This is a genomic window from Pseudarthrobacter sp. BIM B-2242 (assembly GCF_014764445.1).
Lineage (GTDB): Bacteria > Actinomycetota > Actinomycetes > Actinomycetales > Micrococcaceae > Arthrobacter > Arthrobacter luteus_A.
In genome coordinates this window covers 1140198-1159682 of sequence record NZ_CP061721.1, presented here as the reverse complement: position 1 = coordinate 1159682, position 19485 = coordinate 1140198, and the positions used below count along the sequence as shown (strand labels likewise).

The following is a 19485-nucleotide window of genomic DNA, read 5'->3' as shown; positions in this document are numbered from 1 at the left end:
CTTCCTATGCTATTCGGTCGATGATGAGCTGCTGTGTCGGGCGGGCCCCCTCCGGAGCAATCGTCACCGCGTGCTCCAGGGATTCCTTGGCGCGCGCGAACTTCTCCGGGGTGTCGGTGAGCAATGTCATCAGCGGTTCGCCGGCGCGGACCATGGCCCCCGGCTTCGCGTGCAGGCGGACGCCCGCGCCTAGCTGCACTGCGTCCTCCTTGCGGGCCCGGCCGGCCCCCAGGCGCCATGCGGCCACTCCGACGGCCATGGCATCCAGTTCCACAAGGACACCGTCGGCCGGTGCCAGGATGACCTCGGATTCCCTGGCCACGGGCAGCTTGGCCCGCGGATCGCCGCCCTGGGCCCCGATCATACGGTTCCACACGTCCATGGCCCGGCCGTCCTGCAACGCGGCGCGGGGATCGGCGTCGCGGACGCCGGCGCAGGCGAGCATCTCCTCGGCCAGGCGGACGGTCAGCTCCACCACGTCTTCCGGTCCGCCGCCGGCCAGGACTTCCACGGATTCCTCCACCTCGATGGCGTTTCCGGCTGTCAGGCCGAGAGGTGTGTTCATGTTGGTCAGGAGCGCCACAGTATTAACGCCTGCGTCCTTGCCCAGGGCCACCATGGTCTCAGCCAGTTCCCGGGCGCGTGCCTCATCCTTCATAAACGCGCCGCTGCCCACTTTGACGTCGAGGACCAGGGAGCCTGTGCCCTCGGCGATCTTTTTACTCATGATGGAGGAGGCGATCAGCGGAATTGCCTCCACCGTGCCGGTGACATCCCGCAGGGCGTAGAGCTTCTTGTCCGCGGGTGCCAGTCCGGCCCCGGCAGCACAGATCACGGCGCCGACATCCTGGAGCTGGGCCATCATCTCGTCGTTGCTCAGGTCTGCCCGCCAGCCGGGAATCGACTCAAGCTTGTCCAGGGTGCCGCCGGTGTGGCCAAGGCCCCGGCCGGACAGCTGCGGGACGGCCACGCCGAATACGGCCACAAGCGGTGCCAGGGGAAGGGTGATCTTGTCCCCCACTCCCCCGGTGGAGTGTTTGTCGCTGGTAGCCTTCACGCCGCCGTCGGGCCGCCGGAGTGCGCTGAAGTCCATCCGTTCCCCCGAAGCGATCATGGCCGCTGTCCACCGGGAGATCTCCGCCCTGTCCATGCCGTTGAGCAGGATGGCCATGTTCAGCGCAGCCATCTGCTCGTCCGCGATGGCACCGCGCGTATACGCGTCGATGGTCCAATCGATCTGCTCAGGGCTAAGGACGCCGCGGTCACGCTTGATACGGATAATGTCGACGGCGTCGAACGCCTCAGTTGCCTGTGTCACCGGAGCCCTCCAGATGTTGGGGACCAAAGGCGTCGGGCAGCACCTGGTCCATCGATTTGATGCCTTGGGTGGTCATCAGCTCCATGCCCGGAGCGCGGAATTCATACAGCAGCTGCCGGCAGCGGCCACACGGCATCAGCACGTTGCCGGCAGCATTTACGCAGTAAAAAGCACGCAAAAGGCCGCCGCCGGTCATGTGCAGGTTTCCCACCAAAGCGCATTCGGCGCAAAGCGTGAGGCCATAGCTGGCGTTCTCCACATTGCAGCCGCTCACCAGCCGTCCGTCCGCGGTGAAGGCCGCGGCCCCCACCGGGAACTTCGAATACGGGGCGTAGGCGTTCTTCATGGCCCGTGTTGCCTCGGCCTTGAGCACATCCCAGTCGATGATTTCGGCGTCCACCCGCGTCATCCCTTGACGTACGGTATGCCGCTGGCCGCCGGCGGCCGCGACCTGCCCACGAGCCCTGCGACGGCGAGCACTGTCACCAGGTACGGCAGCATGGCCATGAACTGGCTGGGCACGGGCGTTCCGATGATGGTCACGATGCTCTGCAGGTTGTCAGCGAACCCGAACAGCAGGGCAGCGAAGAACGCCCCGATCGGATTCCACCGCCCGAAGATCAGGGCGGCCAGGGCGATGAAGCCACGTCCGCCGGAGATCTCCTTGGTAAAGCTGTCGATGGCCACGAGGGTGAAGAACGATCCGCCGATGCCGGCAATGGCGCCGCCGAGGGTCACGTTCCAGAAGCGGGTGGCGTTAACCTTGATGCCCATGGTGTCGGCCGCCTGCGGGTGTTCGCCGACGGCACGCACCCGGAGGCCCCACTTGGTCTTGAACAGCCCCACCCACACCACGATCACGGCGACGTACATCAGGTACCCCACCACTGACTGCTTGAACAGGATGGGACCGAGGATCGGAATGCTGGAAAGGACGGGAATCTCGACGATCTCCAGGCCCGGCGGTGAGTTGAACCTGGCCTTGTCCTCCTGCATCACGGTGCTGAACAGGAAGCCCGTCAGGCCGGAGACGAGGACGTTGAGCACCACACCCACGATGATCTGGTTGACCAGGTACTTGATGCTGAATGCAGCCAGCACCATGGACACCACCGCACCGGCAACAGCGGCTGCGAGCAGTCCAACAAAGGGGTTCTGCGTGACGCTGGCGACGATCGCTGCGGTGAACGCACCGCCCAGGAGCTGGCCTTCGATGGCGATGTTGACCACGCCGACCCTCTCGCACAGCACACCGGACAGCGAGCCGAAGACCAGCGGAACCGCCAGCGTGACCGACCCGGCGATGAGCCCGGCCAGTGAAATGCTCGGCGTGCGGGCGCCGCCCACCACCCAGATGAGGAAGGCGGCCACAAACAATACCGTGAAGGTGATGGTCAGCCAGGCCGGAACCGGCCGGTTTTTTGTCTTCAGGTACACGGCATAGGCCGCGAGTCCAAGCATCAGTACAGAGAGGACAATGCCTCCCGCCATGGCAGGAACTTCCACTGCAGGGAGCTGGAAGAAATCACCGCCGGTGGAGATTCCAAACTTTGCCGTCTGGTCCGAAGCCATCAGGCCGAAGAATACGAAGGCGACGATTCCGAGTGCGGAGAGCATCACGGGAGTCTTCCAGACCACCGGTTTTCCGGATGTTGCCTGGACCTCGGACCCGGGCGCTGTTCCGGGCGTTCCCGGTCCCGGCAGGGGCGATGTTGCTGTTGCGCTCATGCTGCACCTCCGGTGGTTGCTGCCTGCTGGGATTTGCCAGCCTTGGCCGGCTTCTTGCGGCGGGGGTTCAGCCCAAAGATTGCCCGCACCAGCGGCGGGGCCGCAATAAAGAGGACAATCAGCGACTGGACCACCAGGACGATGTCGATGGGGGTTCCCGTCTGGATCTGCATCTGAACGGCGCCGGCGCGGAAGGCACCGAACAGCAGGCCGGCGGCGAAGGTGCCCCACGGCGTCGAACGTCCCAGGAGTGCCACCGTAATGGCGTCAAACCCGTACGTTGCCGCGACACCGTCGGTCAGGACCTTTTCCGTGCCCGCCACCTGGGCAACGCCGGACATGCCTGCCAGCGCACCGGCAATGGCCATGACCAGGATGGTGGACCGGGAAACGTTGATTCCCGCGGTCAGGGCGGCGTTCGGGTTGGCTCCCACCGCCCGGAATTCAAAGCCCACAGTGGAGCGGTTAAGCAGCCACCACACCAGGACGGTGGCCGCGATAGCGAGAATAAAGCCCAGGTGCAGGCGGTACTGGGAGCCGAAAATCTGGGGGTAGACAGCGGTGGGGTCCAGGATGGGCGAAATCGGGTTGGACTCCCCCGGACGCTGGAACGCCGGAGTGTTCAGCAGGTACCGCAGGAAATAGAGCGCGATGTAGTTGAACATGATGGTCAGGATGACTTCATGGGCACCTGTCCGGGCTTTCAGGAGCCCCACCAGGCCACCCCAGAGGGCGCCGCCCACGATGCCTGCCACGAGGACCAGCAGCAGGTGCAGTCCCAACGGAAGGTGCAGCGCGAAACCGACCCAGGCCGCCAGGATGCCGGCCATGATGATCTGGCCTTGGGCGCCGATGTTGAACAGGCCGGCCCGGAAGGCCAGGGCCACGCCAAGGCCCGCTGTGATGAGCGGTGTGGCGATAGTGAGTGTTTCCATCAGCGGCGCGAACTGAACGGCCAGGCTGGAACCCCGGGGGTTGAAGACAGAACCCTGGAACAGCGCAATGTAGGACCGGGTAGCGGCGTTCCACACGGCGGAAAGGAAATCGGCCGGGCGGGCGAACAGATACCCGGAGGTGGTTGCCACCCGCTCGTCCGTAGCAGCAATCAGCAGCCCGCCGAGGATGAGCGCCAGCAGCACGGCCAGGACCGAGACCATGCCGCTGCCGGTGAAGATCTTCCGCATCAGCGTGTCAGGTCCGCCGGGGAGCCTTCCGCTTTGGGCCGTTGCGGGCACTGCCGACGGGCTGATGGCGCCGCCCGCCGTATCCACGGCCACTACAGCGGCGGTCTCTTCTGCTGCCGCGCTCGGTTCGTGCGGCTTCGCGGGCTGGTCGGCGTGCTTAGGGTGATGCTCTTCAGGCATGATCGCCTCCTTCGGGGCTGGAGGCTGCGCGACGGTCTGCGGCAGCGTTCGTGTCGGCCGGGGGCGTAGGAACTGCTGTGCCAGTGGCAGGCATATCGGCCTGTACGGCGCCCGGACCTGCGTGCTCCGGGCCGGCGGCGTCCTCCGCGGAGATACCCGCCATCATCAGGCCCAGGACATCACGCCCGGTGCCGGCCGGGACAATGCCCACCAGTTTGCCCTTGTACAGCACGGCGATCCGGTCGGCGAGCTCCATGACCTCATCCAGTTCCGTGGAGATGATCATGACCGGTGTGCCTTGGTCCCGTTCAGCAACGATCCGCTTGTGCAGGAATTCGATGGAGCCGACGTCCACGCCGCGGGTGGGCTGTGAGGCGATGAAAAGGCGCAGCGGCCGGGACAGCTCCCTGGCCATGACCACCTTTTGCTGGTTGCCGCCGGACAGGGTGCCTGCGGCCAGCAGGCCGGAGGGTGTCCGGACATCGAACTCTTCGATCCGGGATTTCGCATTCTCCAGGACCTTCGCCGGGCTCATGCTGATGCCCTTGGCAAAGGGCGGCTGATCGTATCTGTCAAGCACCAGGTTTTCGGCAATGGAGAACGTGCCGATCAGACCATCAACGGACCGGTCTTCGGGGACGAAGCCGACGCCGGCGTTCAGGACCTCCTTCACGCTGCGGCCAACAAGTTCCACGTTGTCCAGAAGGATGGAGCCGTGGACGCGGTCCTGCAGCCCGAGGATGGCTTCGGTGAGTTCGGTCTGGCCGTTGCCCTGGACTCCCGCAACGGCCAGGATCTCGCCACGGGCAATATCGAAGCTGATGCCGTCAACGGTGTGCTGGCCGTTGGGGGCGATGACGGTGAGGTCCTTGACCTGGAAGGTCTTTTCCTGGGGTTTGGCAGGGGCCTTGTCGAGGGTGAGGCTCACGGCGCGGCCCACCATCATGGAGGCCAGCGCCGTGGTGGAGTCGCCGGGGCTGGCGGATCCCACCACCTTGCCGCGCCGGATCACGGTGATGGTGTCCGAGACCGCTTTCACTTCACGCAGTTTGTGCGAGATGAACACAATCGAAGTGCCGTTGGACTTGAGCTGGCGCATGATGTCCAGCAGTTCGTCGGTTTCCTGGGGCGTCAGCACGGCAGTGGGCTCATCCAAAATAAGGACCCTGGCGTCGCGGACCAGGGCCTTGATGATTTCCACGCGTTGCTGGACGCCAACCGGCAAGTCCTCCACAAGGGCGTCCGGATCGACGTCGAACCCGTAGCGGTCCGAGATTTCCTTGATTTTGCGGCGGGTGTCATCCAGGTTGAGGAAGCCCCCGGCCCGGGTTGCCTCAGCACCAAGCGCCACGTTCTCGGCCACGGTGAAGACCGGCACGAGCATAAAGTGCTGGTGCACCATGCCGATGCCTGCAGCCATGGCGTCGCCGGGGCCGCGGAAGGAAACAGGTTTGTCGTCAACGAGGATTTCGCCCTCGGTGGGCTCGTACAGCCCGTACAGCACGTTCATCAGGGTGGATTTGCCGGCCCCGTTCTCGCCCAGCAGACAGTGGATCTGTCCGGGTTCAACCACCACGTCTATGTGGTCGTTGGCGAGCAGGGTGCCGAAGCGTTTGGTGATCCCTCTGAGTTCAAGTTTCAAAACTCTGACCAATCTCGAAGCGTCCGTATCCGTACCGGACGGGATATGAGGCTGCAGCAACAGCCTAGTGCCTGCAGTCCCGGGTGGGCGGTAGGGCTGGGGGTATGCGTTCCAACGAAAAGCGCCACCGCCCGGCCAGTCGATGACCATCCGGGGGTGGCGCTCAGCGGGAGAGCTACGCCTTGGGGCTTGCCGCAGACTCGACCTTGATCTTGCCGTCCACGATGTCCTTCTTCAGCTGTTCCAGCTCGGACTTCAGTTCAGCCGGGACCTGGGAGTCGAAGCCATGGAACGGTGCCAGCTGGACGCCCTCGTTCGCCAGTGTGCCGACGTACGGCGTATTGGTGAACTTGCCTTCCTTGTCTTCCTTCACCACGGTCTCCACGGCCTCGCCCATGAGCTTCATGACCGAGGACAGCATGATGTCCTTGTATTCGGGAGCTGTCAGGAAGCCATCGGAGTCAACCCAGATGAGCTTGACGTCCTTGCCGGCAGCCTTCGCTTCGTTCAGGGCCGCGCCGGCGCCCTTGCCTACCGGGCCGGCCACGGGCATCACGATGTCCGCGCCCTGGTCCAGGAAGTTCTGGGTCAGCTGCTTACCCACGTCCTGCTTCTCGAAGTCACCGGTGAAGCTGCCGTCCTGGGAGGCTTTGTCCCAGCCCAGGACCTTCACGTTGGTGCCCTTCTGCTCGTTGTAGTACTTCACGCCGTCGGCATAGCCGTCCATAAAGATGGTGACGGTGGGGATCTTGATGCCACCAAACGTGGCCACCGTTCCGGTCTTGGTGCTGCCTGCAGCGAGATACCCGGCCAGGAAGGCTGCCTGGGCGGTGTCATAGATGATGGGCTTGACGTTGCTGATGGGCGGGTCGTAGGCGAAGTCCACGATGGCGAAGTGGCTCTCCGGGTTGGCCGCGGCCTGGGCCTTGGTGGCGTCACCCAGCAGGAAGCCAATGGTCAGGGTGAGGTCGCAATTGGCCGCAACCATGGCCCGGAGGTTCGGCTCGAAATCATTGTTTGTTTTGGACTCGACCTGGTTGACCTTGATGCCGAGGTCCGCCTCGGCCTTCTTGAGCCCTTCATAGGAGGACTGGTTGAAGGACTGGTCGTCGAATCCACCGGAGTCAGAGACGATGCAGCCGGTGTAGTCGCTCGCCGCCTCAGTGGCGGTGCCGCCGGTCTCAGGTGCTGCGCCGCAGCCGGTCAGCAGAAGTGCCGTAGCACCCACTGAGGCCACGCCGAACAGTGAACCACGCTTGAACTTTGCGCGCAGAGTGTTCTTCAAAATTTCCTCCAGGGAGAGAGTGGCGCTACGACCCGAATTCAATGAGTGTCCGTTTCTACACTGAAATTCTGTTTTCACTGATAGCTTCGCAGCACTGCGCCGAAGCGCACTGATAGGACCCACATTAGTGGCCCGCAGCACATCCGCTACCACATCGGCGCCGGTTCCCGGAGATTGTTGAGAATTTGTTACCAACGAGTAGATGGCCGCCCGCAGGCGGCCATCCTGCCGCTAGAGGCGGACCAGCATCTTGCCTGTGTTCGCACCGTCGAGCAGGTCCATAAAGGCCCGGGGTGCGTTCTCCAGACCGTCAACCACAGTCTCGTCATAGCGGACCGAACCGTCTGCCAGCCAGGCAGACATCTTCTCGAAAAATTCCGCGCGGTGCTGGCGCTGGCCGCCCACGAGGAACCCGCGGAGCGTCAGCTGTTTGCCGATGGCAAGCATAAGGTTCCGCGGAGCCGGTGTGGGCTCGGTCGCGTTGTATTGGGCGATTGCGCCGCACATGGCCACATGCCCGCCAACATTCAGCTCGGCCAAAGCAGCTTCCAGGTGTTCGCCGCCCACGTTGTCGAAGTAGACGTCAATGCCTTTGCCGTCCGCGGCCGCTTTGAGTTGGTCGCGGACAGGCGCGTCGCGGTAATTGAAGGCAGCGTCGAAGCCCAGCTCCAGGAGCCGCGCCACCTTCTCCGGCGTCCCGGCACTGCCGATAACGCGGGAGGCGCCCATGGCCTTGGCGATCTGGCCAACCAGTGAACCAACAGCCCCGGCGGCCCCGGAGACGAACACTGCATCGCCTGGCTTGAACTCGCCAACCTTGAGCAGGCCCGCATAGGCCGTCAGGCCGGTCATGCCCAGCGCACCCAGGAAGGCCGACGCCGGAGCGAGGTCCGTGCGGGCAACCGTTGTGGCATCCGCGTCCAGCACCGCGTATTCGCGCCACCCGAGCTGATGGACGACGACGTCCCCCGCCTTCCGCGCTTCGGACCGGGACGCGATCACCTCACCTACGGCACCGCCGTCGAGCGCTGCATCCAGCGCGAACGGCGCCGAGTAGGATTTGACGTCGTTCATGCGGCCGCGCATGTAGGGGTCCACGGAGATGTAGAGGTTGCGCACCAGGATCTGGCCGTCCTGAAGCTCCGGCAATGCCGACTCTGCCAGGCGGAAGTTTTCGGGTACCGGACGCCCTGCCGGACGGGACGCCAGACGGATTTCGCGGGTGGACGTAGGAAGTGCAGTGGCGATGCTCATGCGGCGAACTCCAGGATCTTGATGTCTACGGTCATGTTTCCGCGGGTGGCGTTGGAATAGGGGCAGACCTGGTGTGCTTTGGCCACAAGGGCCTCGGCGGTGGCGAGATCCAGGGCCGGAACCGCGATCTCCAGCTCTGCTGCAAGGCCGAAACCGTTGCCCACGGCGCCGAGGTGGACTTTGGCTGCCACGGCGGAGTCAGTCAGGTCGGCGCCCTCTTTGCGCCCCACGAGACGGAGCGCCGAGTGGAAACAGGCCGCGTAGCCGGCCGCGAAGAGCTGCTCCGGATTGGTGCCTTTGCCGTTGCCGCCCAGCTCAACGGGGCTGGCCAGGCTCACATCCAGCTTGCCGTCATTGGTGCGTGCATTGCCGTCGCGGCCTTCGCCGGAGGCCAGCGCCTCGGCAGTGTAGAGAGTTTTCATGGGTTGGGTCCGTCCTGTTGGATATGGGTTTACGGAAACTTGCGTGCTCAGCGGAACCGTTCAGTGTGCCCGGTGCAGGGCCTGGGTGAGCCGTTCCAGGGTGGTGCGGAGCTGTTCCAGCTCCTCACCTGATAGTCCGGCGGCGTCAGCCAGGCGTTGGGGAATCGCGCCGGCCCTGGTGCTAAGCGCCCGCCCCGTGGGGGTCAGATGAACAACAACACGGCGCTCATCTTCCCCGGACCGTCGGCGCTCGACGAGCCCCATGGCCTCAAGGCGCTTGAGCAGCGGCGACAGCGTCCCGGAGTCCAGCCCCAGTTCTTCGCCGAGTTCCTTGACTCCCCTCGGTTCCGATTCCCAGAGAACCAGCATCACCAGATACTGCGGATATGTCAGGCCGAGGTCTTCGAGCACGGGCCGGTAGACGGCCGTAGCGGCCCGTGACGCTGAGTACAGCGCAAAGCACACTTGGCGGTCCAGGCGGGGAGCTTCAGTCATAGCAACAACAATAGTGCACAATTCAATTGTGCACAACTTAATCCCGCATGCCGCCGCTGACCTGGCGCGGAGAAGGAGGCGGCTTCTTAACGACGAACGGACACCCTGGAGCCCTTGGCGGGGCCTGCGGTGTCCGTTCGGGGCGGAGTTGGTCAGAGGTCGCGGATGGTCCGCAGGGCCGCGGCGGTAAGGACCTGGATGCCGAGGCCCAGCGCACGCTCGTCCAGGATGTAGTCACCGCGGTGCAGGTCGTATTCTTCGCCGCCGGGAGTTTTGGTGCCCAGGCGCATCATGGCACCCGGCCGCTCGGCCAGGAACCACGCGAAGTCCTCCCCGCCCATGGACTGCGGCGTGAGCGTGACAGCACTCTCACCGAGTTCAGCGCGGGCTGCAGCCTCGATCAGCGCCGTCTCGTGTTCGGAGTTCACCACCGGCGGCACTCCCCTGGTGTGTTCCAGGTGCACGTCCACGCCATAGGGTGCGGCGACCTGCTGCACCACCTCATCCAGAAGTTCGCCGGCATCGTGCCAGGCGTCGCGGTCCAGGCAGCGCATGGTGCCGGCCATGTAGCCGGTGCCGGGGATGGCGTTGGGAGCCGAGCCGGCGTTGATCTGGCCCCACACCACGGATACCCCGCTGCGGACATCCACCCGGCGGGAGAGCACGGCCGGAACATTCACGGCGATCTGCGCCAGGGCGAACACCAGGTCCTCTGTCAGGTGCGGCCGGGACGTGTGGCCGCCGCGTCCGGTGAGTTCGATCTTGATGGTGTCCGACGCGGACGTAATGGCGCCGATGCGCGTGCCGATGCGCCCGACGTCGATCCTCGGGTCACAGTGCAGCGCGAAGATGCGCGGCACGCCATCCAGGACGCCCTGCTCGATGCAGGACAGCGCACCGCCGGGCATGGTCTCCTCGGCGGGCTGGAAGATGATCCGGACGGTGCCGCCGAGCGGGGACTCCTCATGCATGTTCTGCAGGACCAAAGCGACGCCAAGCATCGTGGCGGTGTGGACATCATGACCGCAGGCGTGCGTCACGCCATGGTTCTTTGAGGCAAACGGCAGCCCGGTTTCCTCGATGATCGGCAATGCGTCGATGTCGCCGCGCAGGGCCGTGGCGATCGGTCCTTCGCCGATGTCCACAGTCAGGCCGGTGCCCTCAAGCCGCCGCGGCGCCAGGCCTGCAGCCTCAAGGCGCTCAACTAGCTTGTCCGTGGTGCGGAATTCCTTGAAGGAGAGCTCCGGGTGCGCATGGAGATCCCTGCGGAAATCGATCAGTTCCGGCAGGAGCGGCTCCAGCCATGGCCGCACCAATGCGGTGGGCTCGGCTTCAGTAGTGTAATTACGCACTCATTTACTCTAGCGAGCGTCCACAAAATAGCGTCATCGAGGCGTAGCGTTACAGCCCGCGCCGCGCCTTGACACCACGGACGGGGCTACAGGACGTCGGTATCGCCGCTGGCCTTGAGCGCGTCAACAGCGCCCTTGACCCGCTGGGCGTGCTCCTTGGTGGTCACCAGCAGGGCATCTCCGGTGTCCACAATGACCACGTCCTTAATACCGATCAGGGCAATCACGCGCTTGGTGTCGGAAACCACCACACCGCTGGCGTTCTCCGTGAACACACGCGCGCCCTCACCGATGACCGTGACGTCGTCCACTTCCCGCGCACTGTTGAGCCTGCCCACGGAAGCGAAATCCCCGACGTCGTCCCAGCCGAATGTGCCCGGCACCACGGCGACGTCGCCGGCGGCCGCCGCAGGTTCGGCCACCGCATAGTCGATGGCAATCTTAGGCAGCGTAGGCCAGACACGGGCCGTGACGGCGTCGCGGTCCGGAGTGTCCCACGCCCGGGCGATTTCGAGCAGGCCGTTGAACAGCTCGGGCTGGTTGGCTTCCAGGTGCTTGAGCATCAGGGCCACCGGAGCCACGAACATCCCCGCGTTCCAGACGTACTCGCCACTGTCCACGTACTGCTGGGCCACTTCTTCGTCCGGCTTCTCCACAAACTCCACCACTGCCTGCGCACTGGGGGCACCCTCGATATGCAGCTCCTGGCCGGCCCGGATATAACCGAAGCCGGTGGACGGGTGCGTGGGCTTGATGCCGATGGTCACGATCTTGCCGGCTGCGGCCGTATGGATGGCCTCCCGCACCGCTGCGTGGAACAGGTGGTCCGGGCTGATCACCTGGTCCGCGGCGAAGGAACCCATGATGGTGTCCGGATCCCGCTCATGCAGGATGGCGGCGGCCAGTCCGATTGCGGCGCCGGAATCCTTGGGCTCGCTTTCGAGCACGAGGTCGGCGTCCTGGATCTCAGGCAACTGACGGCACACTGCCGCGCGGTGGGCCGTCCCGGTGACAACCAGGACCCGGCGGCCCGCGAGGGGCTCGAGACGGTCGTAGGTGGCCCGCAGCAACGTACTGCCTGAACCAGTGAGATCGTGAAGGAATTTGGGAGCTGCTGCACGTGACAGGGGCCAGAGGCGGGTCCCCACTCCGCCTGCCGGAATCACCGCAATAAAACGGTCAAGGGGTGATGCCGGGCTTGTCACTTTGTCTGTACTCATCAAGGCCTACTTTAGCCGACCACCCACCACCACCGGGCTTGGGGGCGTCCGCGGGCCCCTCCACAGGCGGCTGCATGTGGTGTTCGTCTCAATTAAAAGCAAAATCCGGGCATTGCGGGGTCACCAAGGAGTTCCTAAATTGAATAAGCTGTGAGCGAAGCCTAGATTTAGGCTCGAGCTACGAGTGCTCTCGCAGCAGGCGTTCCCCCCGCGTGGATCTCATGCCAGCGCCGCTGTGTTGCAGGGAGGTTTATCAGTGCCGACAAAACCAGCTGGCACCTTGTACCGCGGCCGTGAAGGCATGTGGTCCTGGGTAGGACACCGAATTACCGGTGTAGTGATCTTTTTCTTCTTGTTGGTCCATGTGCTGGACACCTCATTGGTGCGTGTTTCCCCTGAGGCTTACACCGCAGTTATTGGCGCATACAAGAACCCCCTCATGGCCCTGGGTGAAACGGGCCTGGTTGCCGCGATTGTTTTCCACGCCTTTAACGGCCTGCGGATCATCGCCGTCGACTTCTGGAAGAAGGGCGCCAAGTACCAGCGCCAGATGCTGTGGACTGTCCTGGCCCTGTGGGTAGTTGTGATGGTCGGCTTCTCCATTCGCCACCTTTCCCTTGCCCTTGGAGGTCACTAAGCCATGACTGCAACGATTGACAGCCCGCGCAGCGGCAAGATTTCACCCCAGTACCGCCGGACCGGCAGCAGCCGGGGCAACTTCGAAATGCTGGCCTGGCTGTTCATGCGCCTGTCCGGCATTGTGCTGGTAGTCCTCATCTTCGGCCACCTTTTTGTCAACCTCCTGGTGGGTGAGGGCATCCACGCCATCGATTTCGGTTTCGTCGCCGGCAAGTGGGCTGACCCGTTCTGGCAGGTCTGGGACCTGGCCATGCTGTGGCTGGCCATGCTGCACGGCACCAACGGCGTCCGCACCATCATCAACGACTACGCCGAGAAGGATTCCACGCGTCTCTGGCTCAAGATCGTGCTGTACGCGGCCACCACCGTGATCATCGTCCTTGGCACCCTGGTGATCTTCACTTTCAACCCGTGCCCCGTTGTTGACGGTGTCCCGCTGCCGGGCGGCTTCTGCCCCGCCTAGGCCACCTATGCTCCGCTGCTTACGGGCAGCGGACCGTGTTTTGCGGTGCGGGTAACGCCTGCCCGTTGTTTTATTGCGAATTTTGAGAGAAAGAGCGCCAAAGTATGCAGGTCCATAAGTACGACGTCGTCATCGTCGGTGCCGGTGGCGCTGGCATGCGCGCCGCGATCGAGTCCGGTCAGCGCGCGCGCACAGCAGTACTGACCAAGCTCTACCCCACCCGCTCGCACACAGGTGCTGCGCAGGGTGGCATGTGTGCGGCCCTTGCCAACGTCGAGGAAGACAACTGGGAATGGCACACCTTCGACACCGTCAAGGGCGGCGACTACCTGGTTGACCAGGATGCAGCGGAGGTCATGGCCAAGGAAGCCATCGACGCCGTGCTGGACCTTGAGAAGATGGGCCTGCCGTTCAACCGCACCCCTGAAGGCCGGATCGACCAGCGCCGCTTCGGTGGCCACACCCGCGACCACGGCAAGGCACCGGTCCGCCGCGCCTGCTACGCCGCCGACCGCACCGGCCACATGATCCTCCAGACGCTCTACCAGAACTGCGTCAAGCACAACGTCGAGTTCTACAACGAGTACTACGTCCTGGACCTGCTGACGGTCGAGGAAGACGCCGTCCGCGAAGACGGCACGCCGTACAAGCAGAAGCGTGTTGCCGGCGTTGTGTCCTACGACCTCGCCTCCGGTGAACTGCACGTCTTCCAGGCCAAGTCCGTGGTCTTCGCTTCCGGCGGCGCCGGCAAGGTCTTCAAGACCACGTCCAACGCACACACCCTCACCGGTGACGGCATGGGCATCGCGTTCCGCCGCGGCATCCCCCTGGAGGATATGGAGTTCTTCCAGTTCCACCCGACAGGCCTTGCCGGCCTGGGCATCCTGCTGTCCGAAGCAGCACGCGGTGAGGGCGCCATCCTGCGTAACTCCGAGGGTGAGCGCTTTATGGAGCGTTACGCCCCCACCATCAAGGACCTGGCACCCCGTGACATCGTGGCCCGCTCCATGGCCAACGAAGTCCGCGAAGGCCGCGGCTGTGGTCCAAACAAGGATTACGTCCTCCTGGACCTGACCCACCTGGAGCCGGCGCACATCGACGCCAAACTGCCGGACATCACGGAGTTCGCCCGCACCTACCTCGGTGTGGAGCCCTACACGGAGCCCGTCCCCGTTTTCCCGACGGCCCATTACGCCATGGGCGGCATCCCCACGAACATCACCACCGAGGTCCTGCAGGACAACGACACCGTGGTTCCGGGCCTCTACGCTGCCGGTGAAGTTGCCTGCGTGTCGGTCCACGGCTCCAACCGACTGGGCACCAACTCGCTCCTGGACATCAACGTGTTCGGCAAGCGCGCCGGCGTCGCCGCCGCCGAATACGCCAAGACGGCTGACTTCGTGGACCTCCCCGAGGACCCCGAGGCGTACACCATCGAGCTGCTGAACATTGCCCGCAACGGCACCGGCGACGAAAAGGTGGCCGTGATCCGTAAGGACCTGCAGGACACCATGGACGCCAACATGCAGGTGTTCCGCACGGCTGACACCCTGAACCAGGTCCTCCGGGACATCGAGTCCTTCGAGGCGCGCTACAAGAACATCAGCGTCCAGGACAAGGGCAAGCGGTTCAACCTGGACCTGCTCGAAGCCGTGGAACTGGGCTTCCTGCTGGAACTGGCCAAGGTCATGACCGTGGCGGCACTGCACCGTGAGGAGTCCCGCGGCGGACACTTCCGCGAGGACTTCCCGGACCGCAACGACGAAAAATTCATGAAGCACTCCATGGCGTACAAGGATGACCACGCCCCGGCCGACGGAACGGCGGCGGCAGATGCCGCAGTTACAGCCGGTATCCGCCTCGCCACCAAACCGGTTGTCTTTACCCGCTACGAGCCGATGGTGAGGAAGTACTAAGATGTCCGCCGAACTTGCTGAGCCAGCCTCAAAGATCGAACTGCCCGCACACGTCGGAGGCGGCGGAGAGATCCCCACATTCGACGTCACCCTGCGCGTGCGCCGCTACAACCCTGAGGTGTCCGAGGACGCCACCTGGGATGACTTCAAGGTGACCATGTACGGCACCGACCGTGTGCTGGACGCCCTGCACAAGGTCAAGTGGGAAATCGACGGCAGCGTTTCCTTCCGCCGCTCCTGCGCCCACGGCGTCTGCGGCTCCGATGCCATGCGCATCAACGGCCGCAACCGCCTTGCCTGCAAGACCCTCCTGAAGGACCTGGACACGTCCAAGCCCATCACCGTTGAGCCCATCAAGGGCCTGCCGGTGGAGAAGGACCTGATTGTGGACATGGAGCCGTTCTTCCAGTCGTTCCGCGAGGTCATGCCGTTCCTGATCAACAAGGGCCACGAGCCCACCAAGGAACGCCTGCAGTCCGCCGAGGACCGTGAGCGTTTTGACGACACCACCAAGTGCATCCTGTGCGCCGCGTGCACGTCCTCCTGCCCCGTGTTCTGGACCGATGGCCAGTACTTCGGCCCGGCCGCGATCGTCAATGCCCACCGCTTCATCTTCGATTCCCGTGATGATGCCGGCGACATGCGACTGGAAATCCTGAACGACAAGGAAGGCGTGTGGCGCTGCCGCACCACCTTCAACTGCTCCGAAGCATGCCCCCGCGGCATCCAGGTGACCCAGGCCATCGCCGAGGTCAAGCAGGCAATCCTCTCCCGCAAGATCTAGAACCACCGGAACCACAAGTAGTACGACGACGGCGCCTCTCACCTTCCAGGTGGGGGCGCCGCCGTGGTTTCACGGCAACCTACCGGCACCAAACGAAAAGGTCCCCATGTCCCGCTCCGAAAAAGTCAGCTTCGAAGGATCCACCGGCGAATTGCTCTCCGGCATCATCGACGTTCCGGAAGGGCCGGTGCGCGGCTGGGGCGTGTTTTCGCACGGCTTCACGCTGGGCAAGGACAGTCCCTCGGCCTCGCGGATGTGCAAAGCCCTGGCAGACACCGGGATCGGCATGCTGCGCTTCGACAACCTGGGGCTGGGTGAATCTGCCGGGCACTGGTCCGAGGGCTCGTTCAGCCACAAGGTGGCGGACACGGTGAAGGCCGCCGAGTACATGCGTACCCAGGGCAAGGCGATCTCCCTGCTGGTGGGCCATTCCTTCGGCGGTGCCGCAGTGCTTTCGGCCGCGCGGCAGATCCCCGAGCTCGACGCCGTCGCAACCGTGGGTGCCCCGTTCTCCCCCAAGCATGTGGCCCACGTGTTCGATGCAGCGCTGGACAAGATCCTCAGCGAAGGCAGTGCCGAAGTGGACCTCGGCGGGAAGCGCGTGGAGATCAGGAAGCACTTTGTCGAGGACCTGGAGCACGCGGACCTCACGGACTGCATCCGCCAGCTGCACAAGCCGCTGATGGTGATGCACTCCCCCACCGACAACACGGTGGGAATCGAGAATGCCAGCACCATCTTCCAGACGGCCCGGCACCCGCGGAACTTCGTGTCCCTTGAAGGCAGCGACCACCTGCTGACCGGCAAGGGTCAGGCAGCGCGCGCCGCCCGCATCATTTCTGCCTGGGCCGACCAGTACCTCGACGCCGCACAGTCCCCGCAGTAGCCACCGCGGCGCCGTTGTGGTGCTCCACAGGCGTTTTACCCGGCTGGATGTGCCGGGCACCCCACAGCCCCTTCTCGTGTCCGGCAGGAGCGCTCTTGAGGTCCCCGTCGCGGACGGCTGACCAGGCGGCCGCGACCAGGTAGACCTGACTGACAAGGTTGAACCAGATCAGGAGCCCGATGATGATGGCGAAAGGCGCCAGGATCGGGTTCCTGCCCGCGCCGGCCAGCAGTTCGGTGCTGAACACCTGCAGGATGGTGGTGCCCACAGCGGCCAGGACGGTCCCCTCCAGCAGGGCCCGCCGCGACAGCTTCAGCCCGCCGGCCAGGCGGAACATCACAACGGCGGTGACCCAGCTCAGGACCAGCGGCACACCGATCTTGATCAGCGTGGTCAGCGGACCGGCCACCGCAGGGTCCAGCCGGAGGAAATCGCTGACCCAGCCGGCGGCCGTGCCGAACACCAGGGACGCTCCGGCGCTGATCACCAGGGCAACGCCCAAAAGCAGCAGCGTGCCGACGTCGCGCAGCTTCAGCAGGATGATGTTGATCTTCAGCGGCGGCAGTTCCACCACCCCGCGGAGGCCGTCGCGGAGCCCGGCGATCCAGCCCAGGGACGTGACCACCGTGACCGCGGCAGCAATCACCGCTGCCCAACCGAGGCCGTCCGGGTTCAGCAGGTCCTTGGGATCCACCAGGCCCGTTCCGCCGTCGACCTTCAGCAGGCCGGGAGCGCTTTGCGCCACGCTGCTGATGATGGTGTCCAGCAGGGCAGGCTGGCCGCGGAGCACCAGGCCGGCAATGGAGAAGCCCGTGGCCAGGAGGCCCGTGATGGAGAAAAACATGTTGAAGCCGATGCCGGCGCTCATGAGCGGGCCATGCTGGAGAGTGTAGTGCTGCCAGGCGCGCATTGGCCGGAAAGCGTTGAGCCTGGCGAGCAGCCACTGCATCATGGCCAGCAGACCGGCCACCGGGCCGCCGTCGGACCTTCTGGCTTTGCCCCACTCCATCCGTTTCTGGATGACGGCGAGCTTCAGGCGGGCGTGCTCAGTGGGGAGCGGTGGCTCCGTTTGCGCCGGCGTCCGCTGCTGTTTTGGTGCCACCGGTCCCGCCGTCGTCGTCAGTTTCGGTCCCAAAGTCCAACTCTTCCCGTAGCTGCCAAATGCCTTCAGCATCGTGCTCGTAGAGTCCCATGCTAACCACAGGGAAGGTGGCCCGGTAACTTTCAAGCACCGTTTCGGCCTCGTCGAGGCTCTCGGGGGCAACATCATGGGCGATGGTGACGTGCGGGTGGTAGGAGAAGGGCAGCTCCCGCTCGAGCGGTCCGGTCTGCAGTTTCCGGTGCAGGTCAACGCACGCGTCGAAGCCCTCTTCAACGTTGATGTACACCACCGGGGAGACCGGCCGGAACGTGCCTGTACCGGAGATGGTCACCATAAACGGGGACTGGCTGCGCGCCACCTTACGGACGTGTTCGCGGGTGGCTTCCCAGTCGTCCGTCAGGGTGGTGGTGACAAGGGTGATGTGGGCCGGTACCACCCCGGCCATCGGATCCCCGAACGAGGCACGCCAACGCTGCAGTTCCTTGGCGATGGCAGGCGGGAACCCCAGAATGACGCCTACGCTCATTCCTTCGCTGGCAGTGCTGGCGGCAGGCATTGCTCTAGCGGACTCCGGCCAGGCTCAGGGACGGCAGGAAACCCATCCGTTCGTAGACCTGGCTGAGGGTCACGGAAGCGATTTCGCGGGCACGCTCTGCACCCTTGGCCAGGAGCCGGTCCAGCTCGGCGGGGTCGGCCATCAGCTCGTTGGTGCGGTTCCGAAGCGGCGTAATGAACTCCACCATCACCTCGGCGAGGTCAACCTTCAGGTGGCCGTACATCTTGCCCTGGTACTCGGCTTCAAGGTCCGCTATGGACTTGCCCGTGAGGGAGGAATAGATGGTCAGCAGGTTGGAGACGCCCGGCTTTTCCTCGAGGTCAAACCGGATCTCGGTGCCGGTGTCGGTGACGGCTGACTTGATCCGCTTCGCCGCGAGCTTTGGGTCTTCCAGCAGCTGGATGGACCCGTTGGGCGACTCCCCCGTTTTCGACATCTTGGCGGTGGGGTTCTGCAGGTCGTAGATCTTGGCGCTGGCCTTGAGGATAGTGGCCTCGGGCACGGTGAAGGTCTCGCCGAAGCGCGTGTTGAAGCGCTGGGCCAGGTTCCGGGTCAGCTCCAGGTGCTGCCGCTGGTCCTCCCCTACCGGTACCAGGTCGGTCTGGTACAGCAGGATATCGGCAGCCATCAGAGTGGGGTAGGCGAACAGTCCCAGCGTGGCGGCGTCGGCGCCGGCCTTTTGGGTCTTGTCCTTGAACTGGGTCATGCGGGAGGCTTCGCCGAATCCCGTGATGCAGTTCAGCGCCCACGCCAGCTGCGCATGTTCCGGGACATGGGACTGGACGAAGAAGATGCACTTGTCCGGGTCGATGCCGGCAGCAATGTACTGGGCCGCCACCACGCGGGTGCGGTTGCTGAGTTCCGCGGGATCGAAGTCCACGGTGATGGCGTGGAGATCGGGGATAAAGAACACGGCGTCGTAGGCGGATTGCATGTCCACCCAGTTGCGGACCGCGCCGATGTAGTTGCCCAGGTGCAGGGAGTCGGCCGTGGGCTTGGCGCCGGAGAGGATCCGCTTGCGGCCGTGTGAGGTTGAGCTGGTCATTCGTTGGAACCTTA

Annotated in this window: 19 protein-coding genes; 5 read left to right on the top strand and 14 right to left on the bottom strand. The window is 64.4% G+C overall.

Annotated features, from left to right (window positions below):
* Positions 1-4: 4 nt before the first annotated feature.
* The 11 genes from IDT60_RS05460 to IDT60_RS05410 form a co-directional block, all read right to left on the bottom strand.
* A complete protein-coding gene (locus tag IDT60_RS05460; protein WP_191081190.1) occupies positions 5-1318 on the bottom strand; it encodes a thymidine phosphorylase in 1314 nt (437 codons plus the stop codon).
* Entirely contained in the window at positions 1302-1727 is a 426-nt protein-coding gene (locus IDT60_RS05455) for a cytidine deaminase (RefSeq protein WP_191081189.1), read from the bottom strand. Before IDT60_RS05455 ends, IDT60_RS05460 begins: the two co-directional genes overlap by 17 nt.
* Positions 1724-3046 carry an ABC transporter permease gene (locus IDT60_RS05450; RefSeq protein WP_191081188.1) on the bottom strand — a complete coding sequence of 441 codons (1323 nt, stop codon included), beginning with the start codon at positions 3044-3046 and terminating at the stop codon, positions 1724-1726. The genes IDT60_RS05455 and IDT60_RS05450 overlap by 4 nt, the downstream gene beginning before the upstream one ends.
* Complete coding sequence (locus IDT60_RS05445; RefSeq protein WP_191081187.1) at positions 3043-4410, bottom strand: ABC transporter permease; 1368 nt, start codon at positions 4408-4410, stop codon at positions 3043-3045. The genes IDT60_RS05450 and IDT60_RS05445 overlap by 4 nt, the downstream gene beginning before the upstream one ends.
* Complete coding sequence (locus IDT60_RS05440) at positions 4403-6052, bottom strand: ABC transporter ATP-binding protein (protein WP_223883896.1); 1650 nt, start codon at positions 6050-6052, stop codon at positions 4403-4405. Before IDT60_RS05440 ends, IDT60_RS05445 begins: the two co-directional genes overlap by 8 nt.
* 175 nt (positions 6053-6227) lie before the next feature.
* Positions 6228-7337, bottom strand: a complete 1110-nt coding sequence (locus tag IDT60_RS05435) for a BMP family protein (protein ID WP_191081186.1) — start codon at positions 7335-7337, stop codon at positions 6228-6230.
* Between the two features lie 231 nt (positions 7338-7568).
* The gene (locus IDT60_RS05430; protein ID WP_191081185.1) at positions 7569-8591 is read right to left on the bottom strand and encodes an NADP-dependent oxidoreductase; all 1023 of its coding nucleotides are present in this window, start codon (positions 8589-8591) and stop codon (positions 7569-7571) included.
* Positions 8588-9013: an organic hydroperoxide resistance protein gene (locus tag IDT60_RS05425; RefSeq protein WP_164201541.1), complete on the bottom strand. Its 426-nt coding sequence runs from the start codon at positions 9011-9013 to the stop codon at positions 8588-8590. The genes IDT60_RS05430 and IDT60_RS05425 overlap by 4 nt, the downstream gene beginning before the upstream one ends.
* A gap of 60 nt (positions 9014-9073) precedes the next feature.
* The gene (locus tag IDT60_RS05420) at positions 9074-9508 is read right to left on the bottom strand and encodes a MarR family winged helix-turn-helix transcriptional regulator (protein ID WP_191081184.1); all 435 of its coding nucleotides are present in this window, start codon (positions 9506-9508) and stop codon (positions 9074-9076) included.
* A 152-nt stretch (positions 9509-9660) separates the two neighbouring features.
* On the bottom strand, positions 9661-10860 hold the full coding sequence (locus IDT60_RS05415; RefSeq protein ID WP_191081183.1) for an amidohydrolase: 1200 nt from the start codon (positions 10858-10860) through the stop codon (positions 9661-9663).
* Between the two features lie 86 nt (positions 10861-10946).
* Positions 10947-12080: a mannose-1-phosphate guanylyltransferase gene (locus IDT60_RS05410; protein ID WP_164201548.1), complete on the bottom strand. Its 1134-nt coding sequence runs from the start codon at positions 12078-12080 to the stop codon at positions 10947-10949.
* A gap of 256 nt (positions 12081-12336) precedes the next feature.
* Between IDT60_RS05410 and sdhC the strand changes: the two genes are divergently transcribed.
* The 5 genes from sdhC to IDT60_RS05385 all read left to right on the top strand — a co-directional run bounded on the left by sdhC (position 12337) and on the right by IDT60_RS05385 (position 16768).
* Complete coding sequence (sdhC, locus tag IDT60_RS05405) at positions 12337-12717, top strand: succinate dehydrogenase, cytochrome b556 subunit (protein WP_082576094.1); 381 nt, start codon at positions 12337-12339, stop codon at positions 12715-12717.
* A 3-nt stretch (positions 12718-12720) separates the two neighbouring features.
* Entirely contained in the window at positions 12721-13182 is a 462-nt protein-coding gene (locus IDT60_RS05400; protein ID WP_191081182.1) for a succinate dehydrogenase hydrophobic membrane anchor subunit, read from the top strand.
* A gap of 104 nt (positions 13183-13286) precedes the next feature.
* Entirely contained in the window at positions 13287-15098 is a 1812-nt protein-coding gene (gene sdhA / locus IDT60_RS05395) for a succinate dehydrogenase flavoprotein subunit (protein WP_191081181.1), read from the top strand.
* 1 nt (position 15099) lies between these two features.
* Positions 15100-15882 carry a succinate dehydrogenase iron-sulfur subunit gene (locus IDT60_RS05390; RefSeq protein ID WP_164201553.1) on the top strand — a complete coding sequence of 261 codons (783 nt, stop codon included), beginning with the start codon at positions 15100-15102 and terminating at the stop codon, positions 15880-15882.
* A 106-nt stretch (positions 15883-15988) separates the two neighbouring features.
* Positions 15989-16768 (top strand): S9 family peptidase, encoded by a 780-nt coding sequence (locus tag IDT60_RS05385; RefSeq protein ID WP_191081180.1) that lies wholly within the window; start codon positions 15989-15991, stop codon positions 16766-16768.
* On the opposite strand, the gene IDT60_RS05380 is transcribed toward IDT60_RS05385, so the two are convergent.
* Genes IDT60_RS05380 through trpS form a run of 3 tightly spaced genes read right to left on the bottom strand, consistent with a single transcriptional unit; the run spans position 16716 to position 19471 of the window.
* Positions 16716-17777: a YihY/virulence factor BrkB family protein gene (locus IDT60_RS05380; protein WP_191081837.1), complete on the bottom strand. Its 1062-nt coding sequence runs from the start codon at positions 17775-17777 to the stop codon at positions 16716-16718. The genes IDT60_RS05385 and IDT60_RS05380 overlap by 53 nt on opposite strands.
* Positions 17778-17814: 37 nt before the next feature.
* A complete protein-coding gene (locus IDT60_RS05375) occupies positions 17815-18426 on the bottom strand; it encodes a 2'-5' RNA ligase family protein (protein WP_191081179.1) in 612 nt (203 codons plus the stop codon).
* Positions 18427-18430: 4 nt separating this feature from the next.
* On the bottom strand, positions 18431-19471 hold the full coding sequence (gene trpS, locus IDT60_RS05370; RefSeq protein WP_191081178.1) for a tryptophan--tRNA ligase: 1041 nt from the start codon (positions 19469-19471) through the stop codon (positions 18431-18433).
* Positions 19472-19485 lie beyond the last annotated feature (14 nt).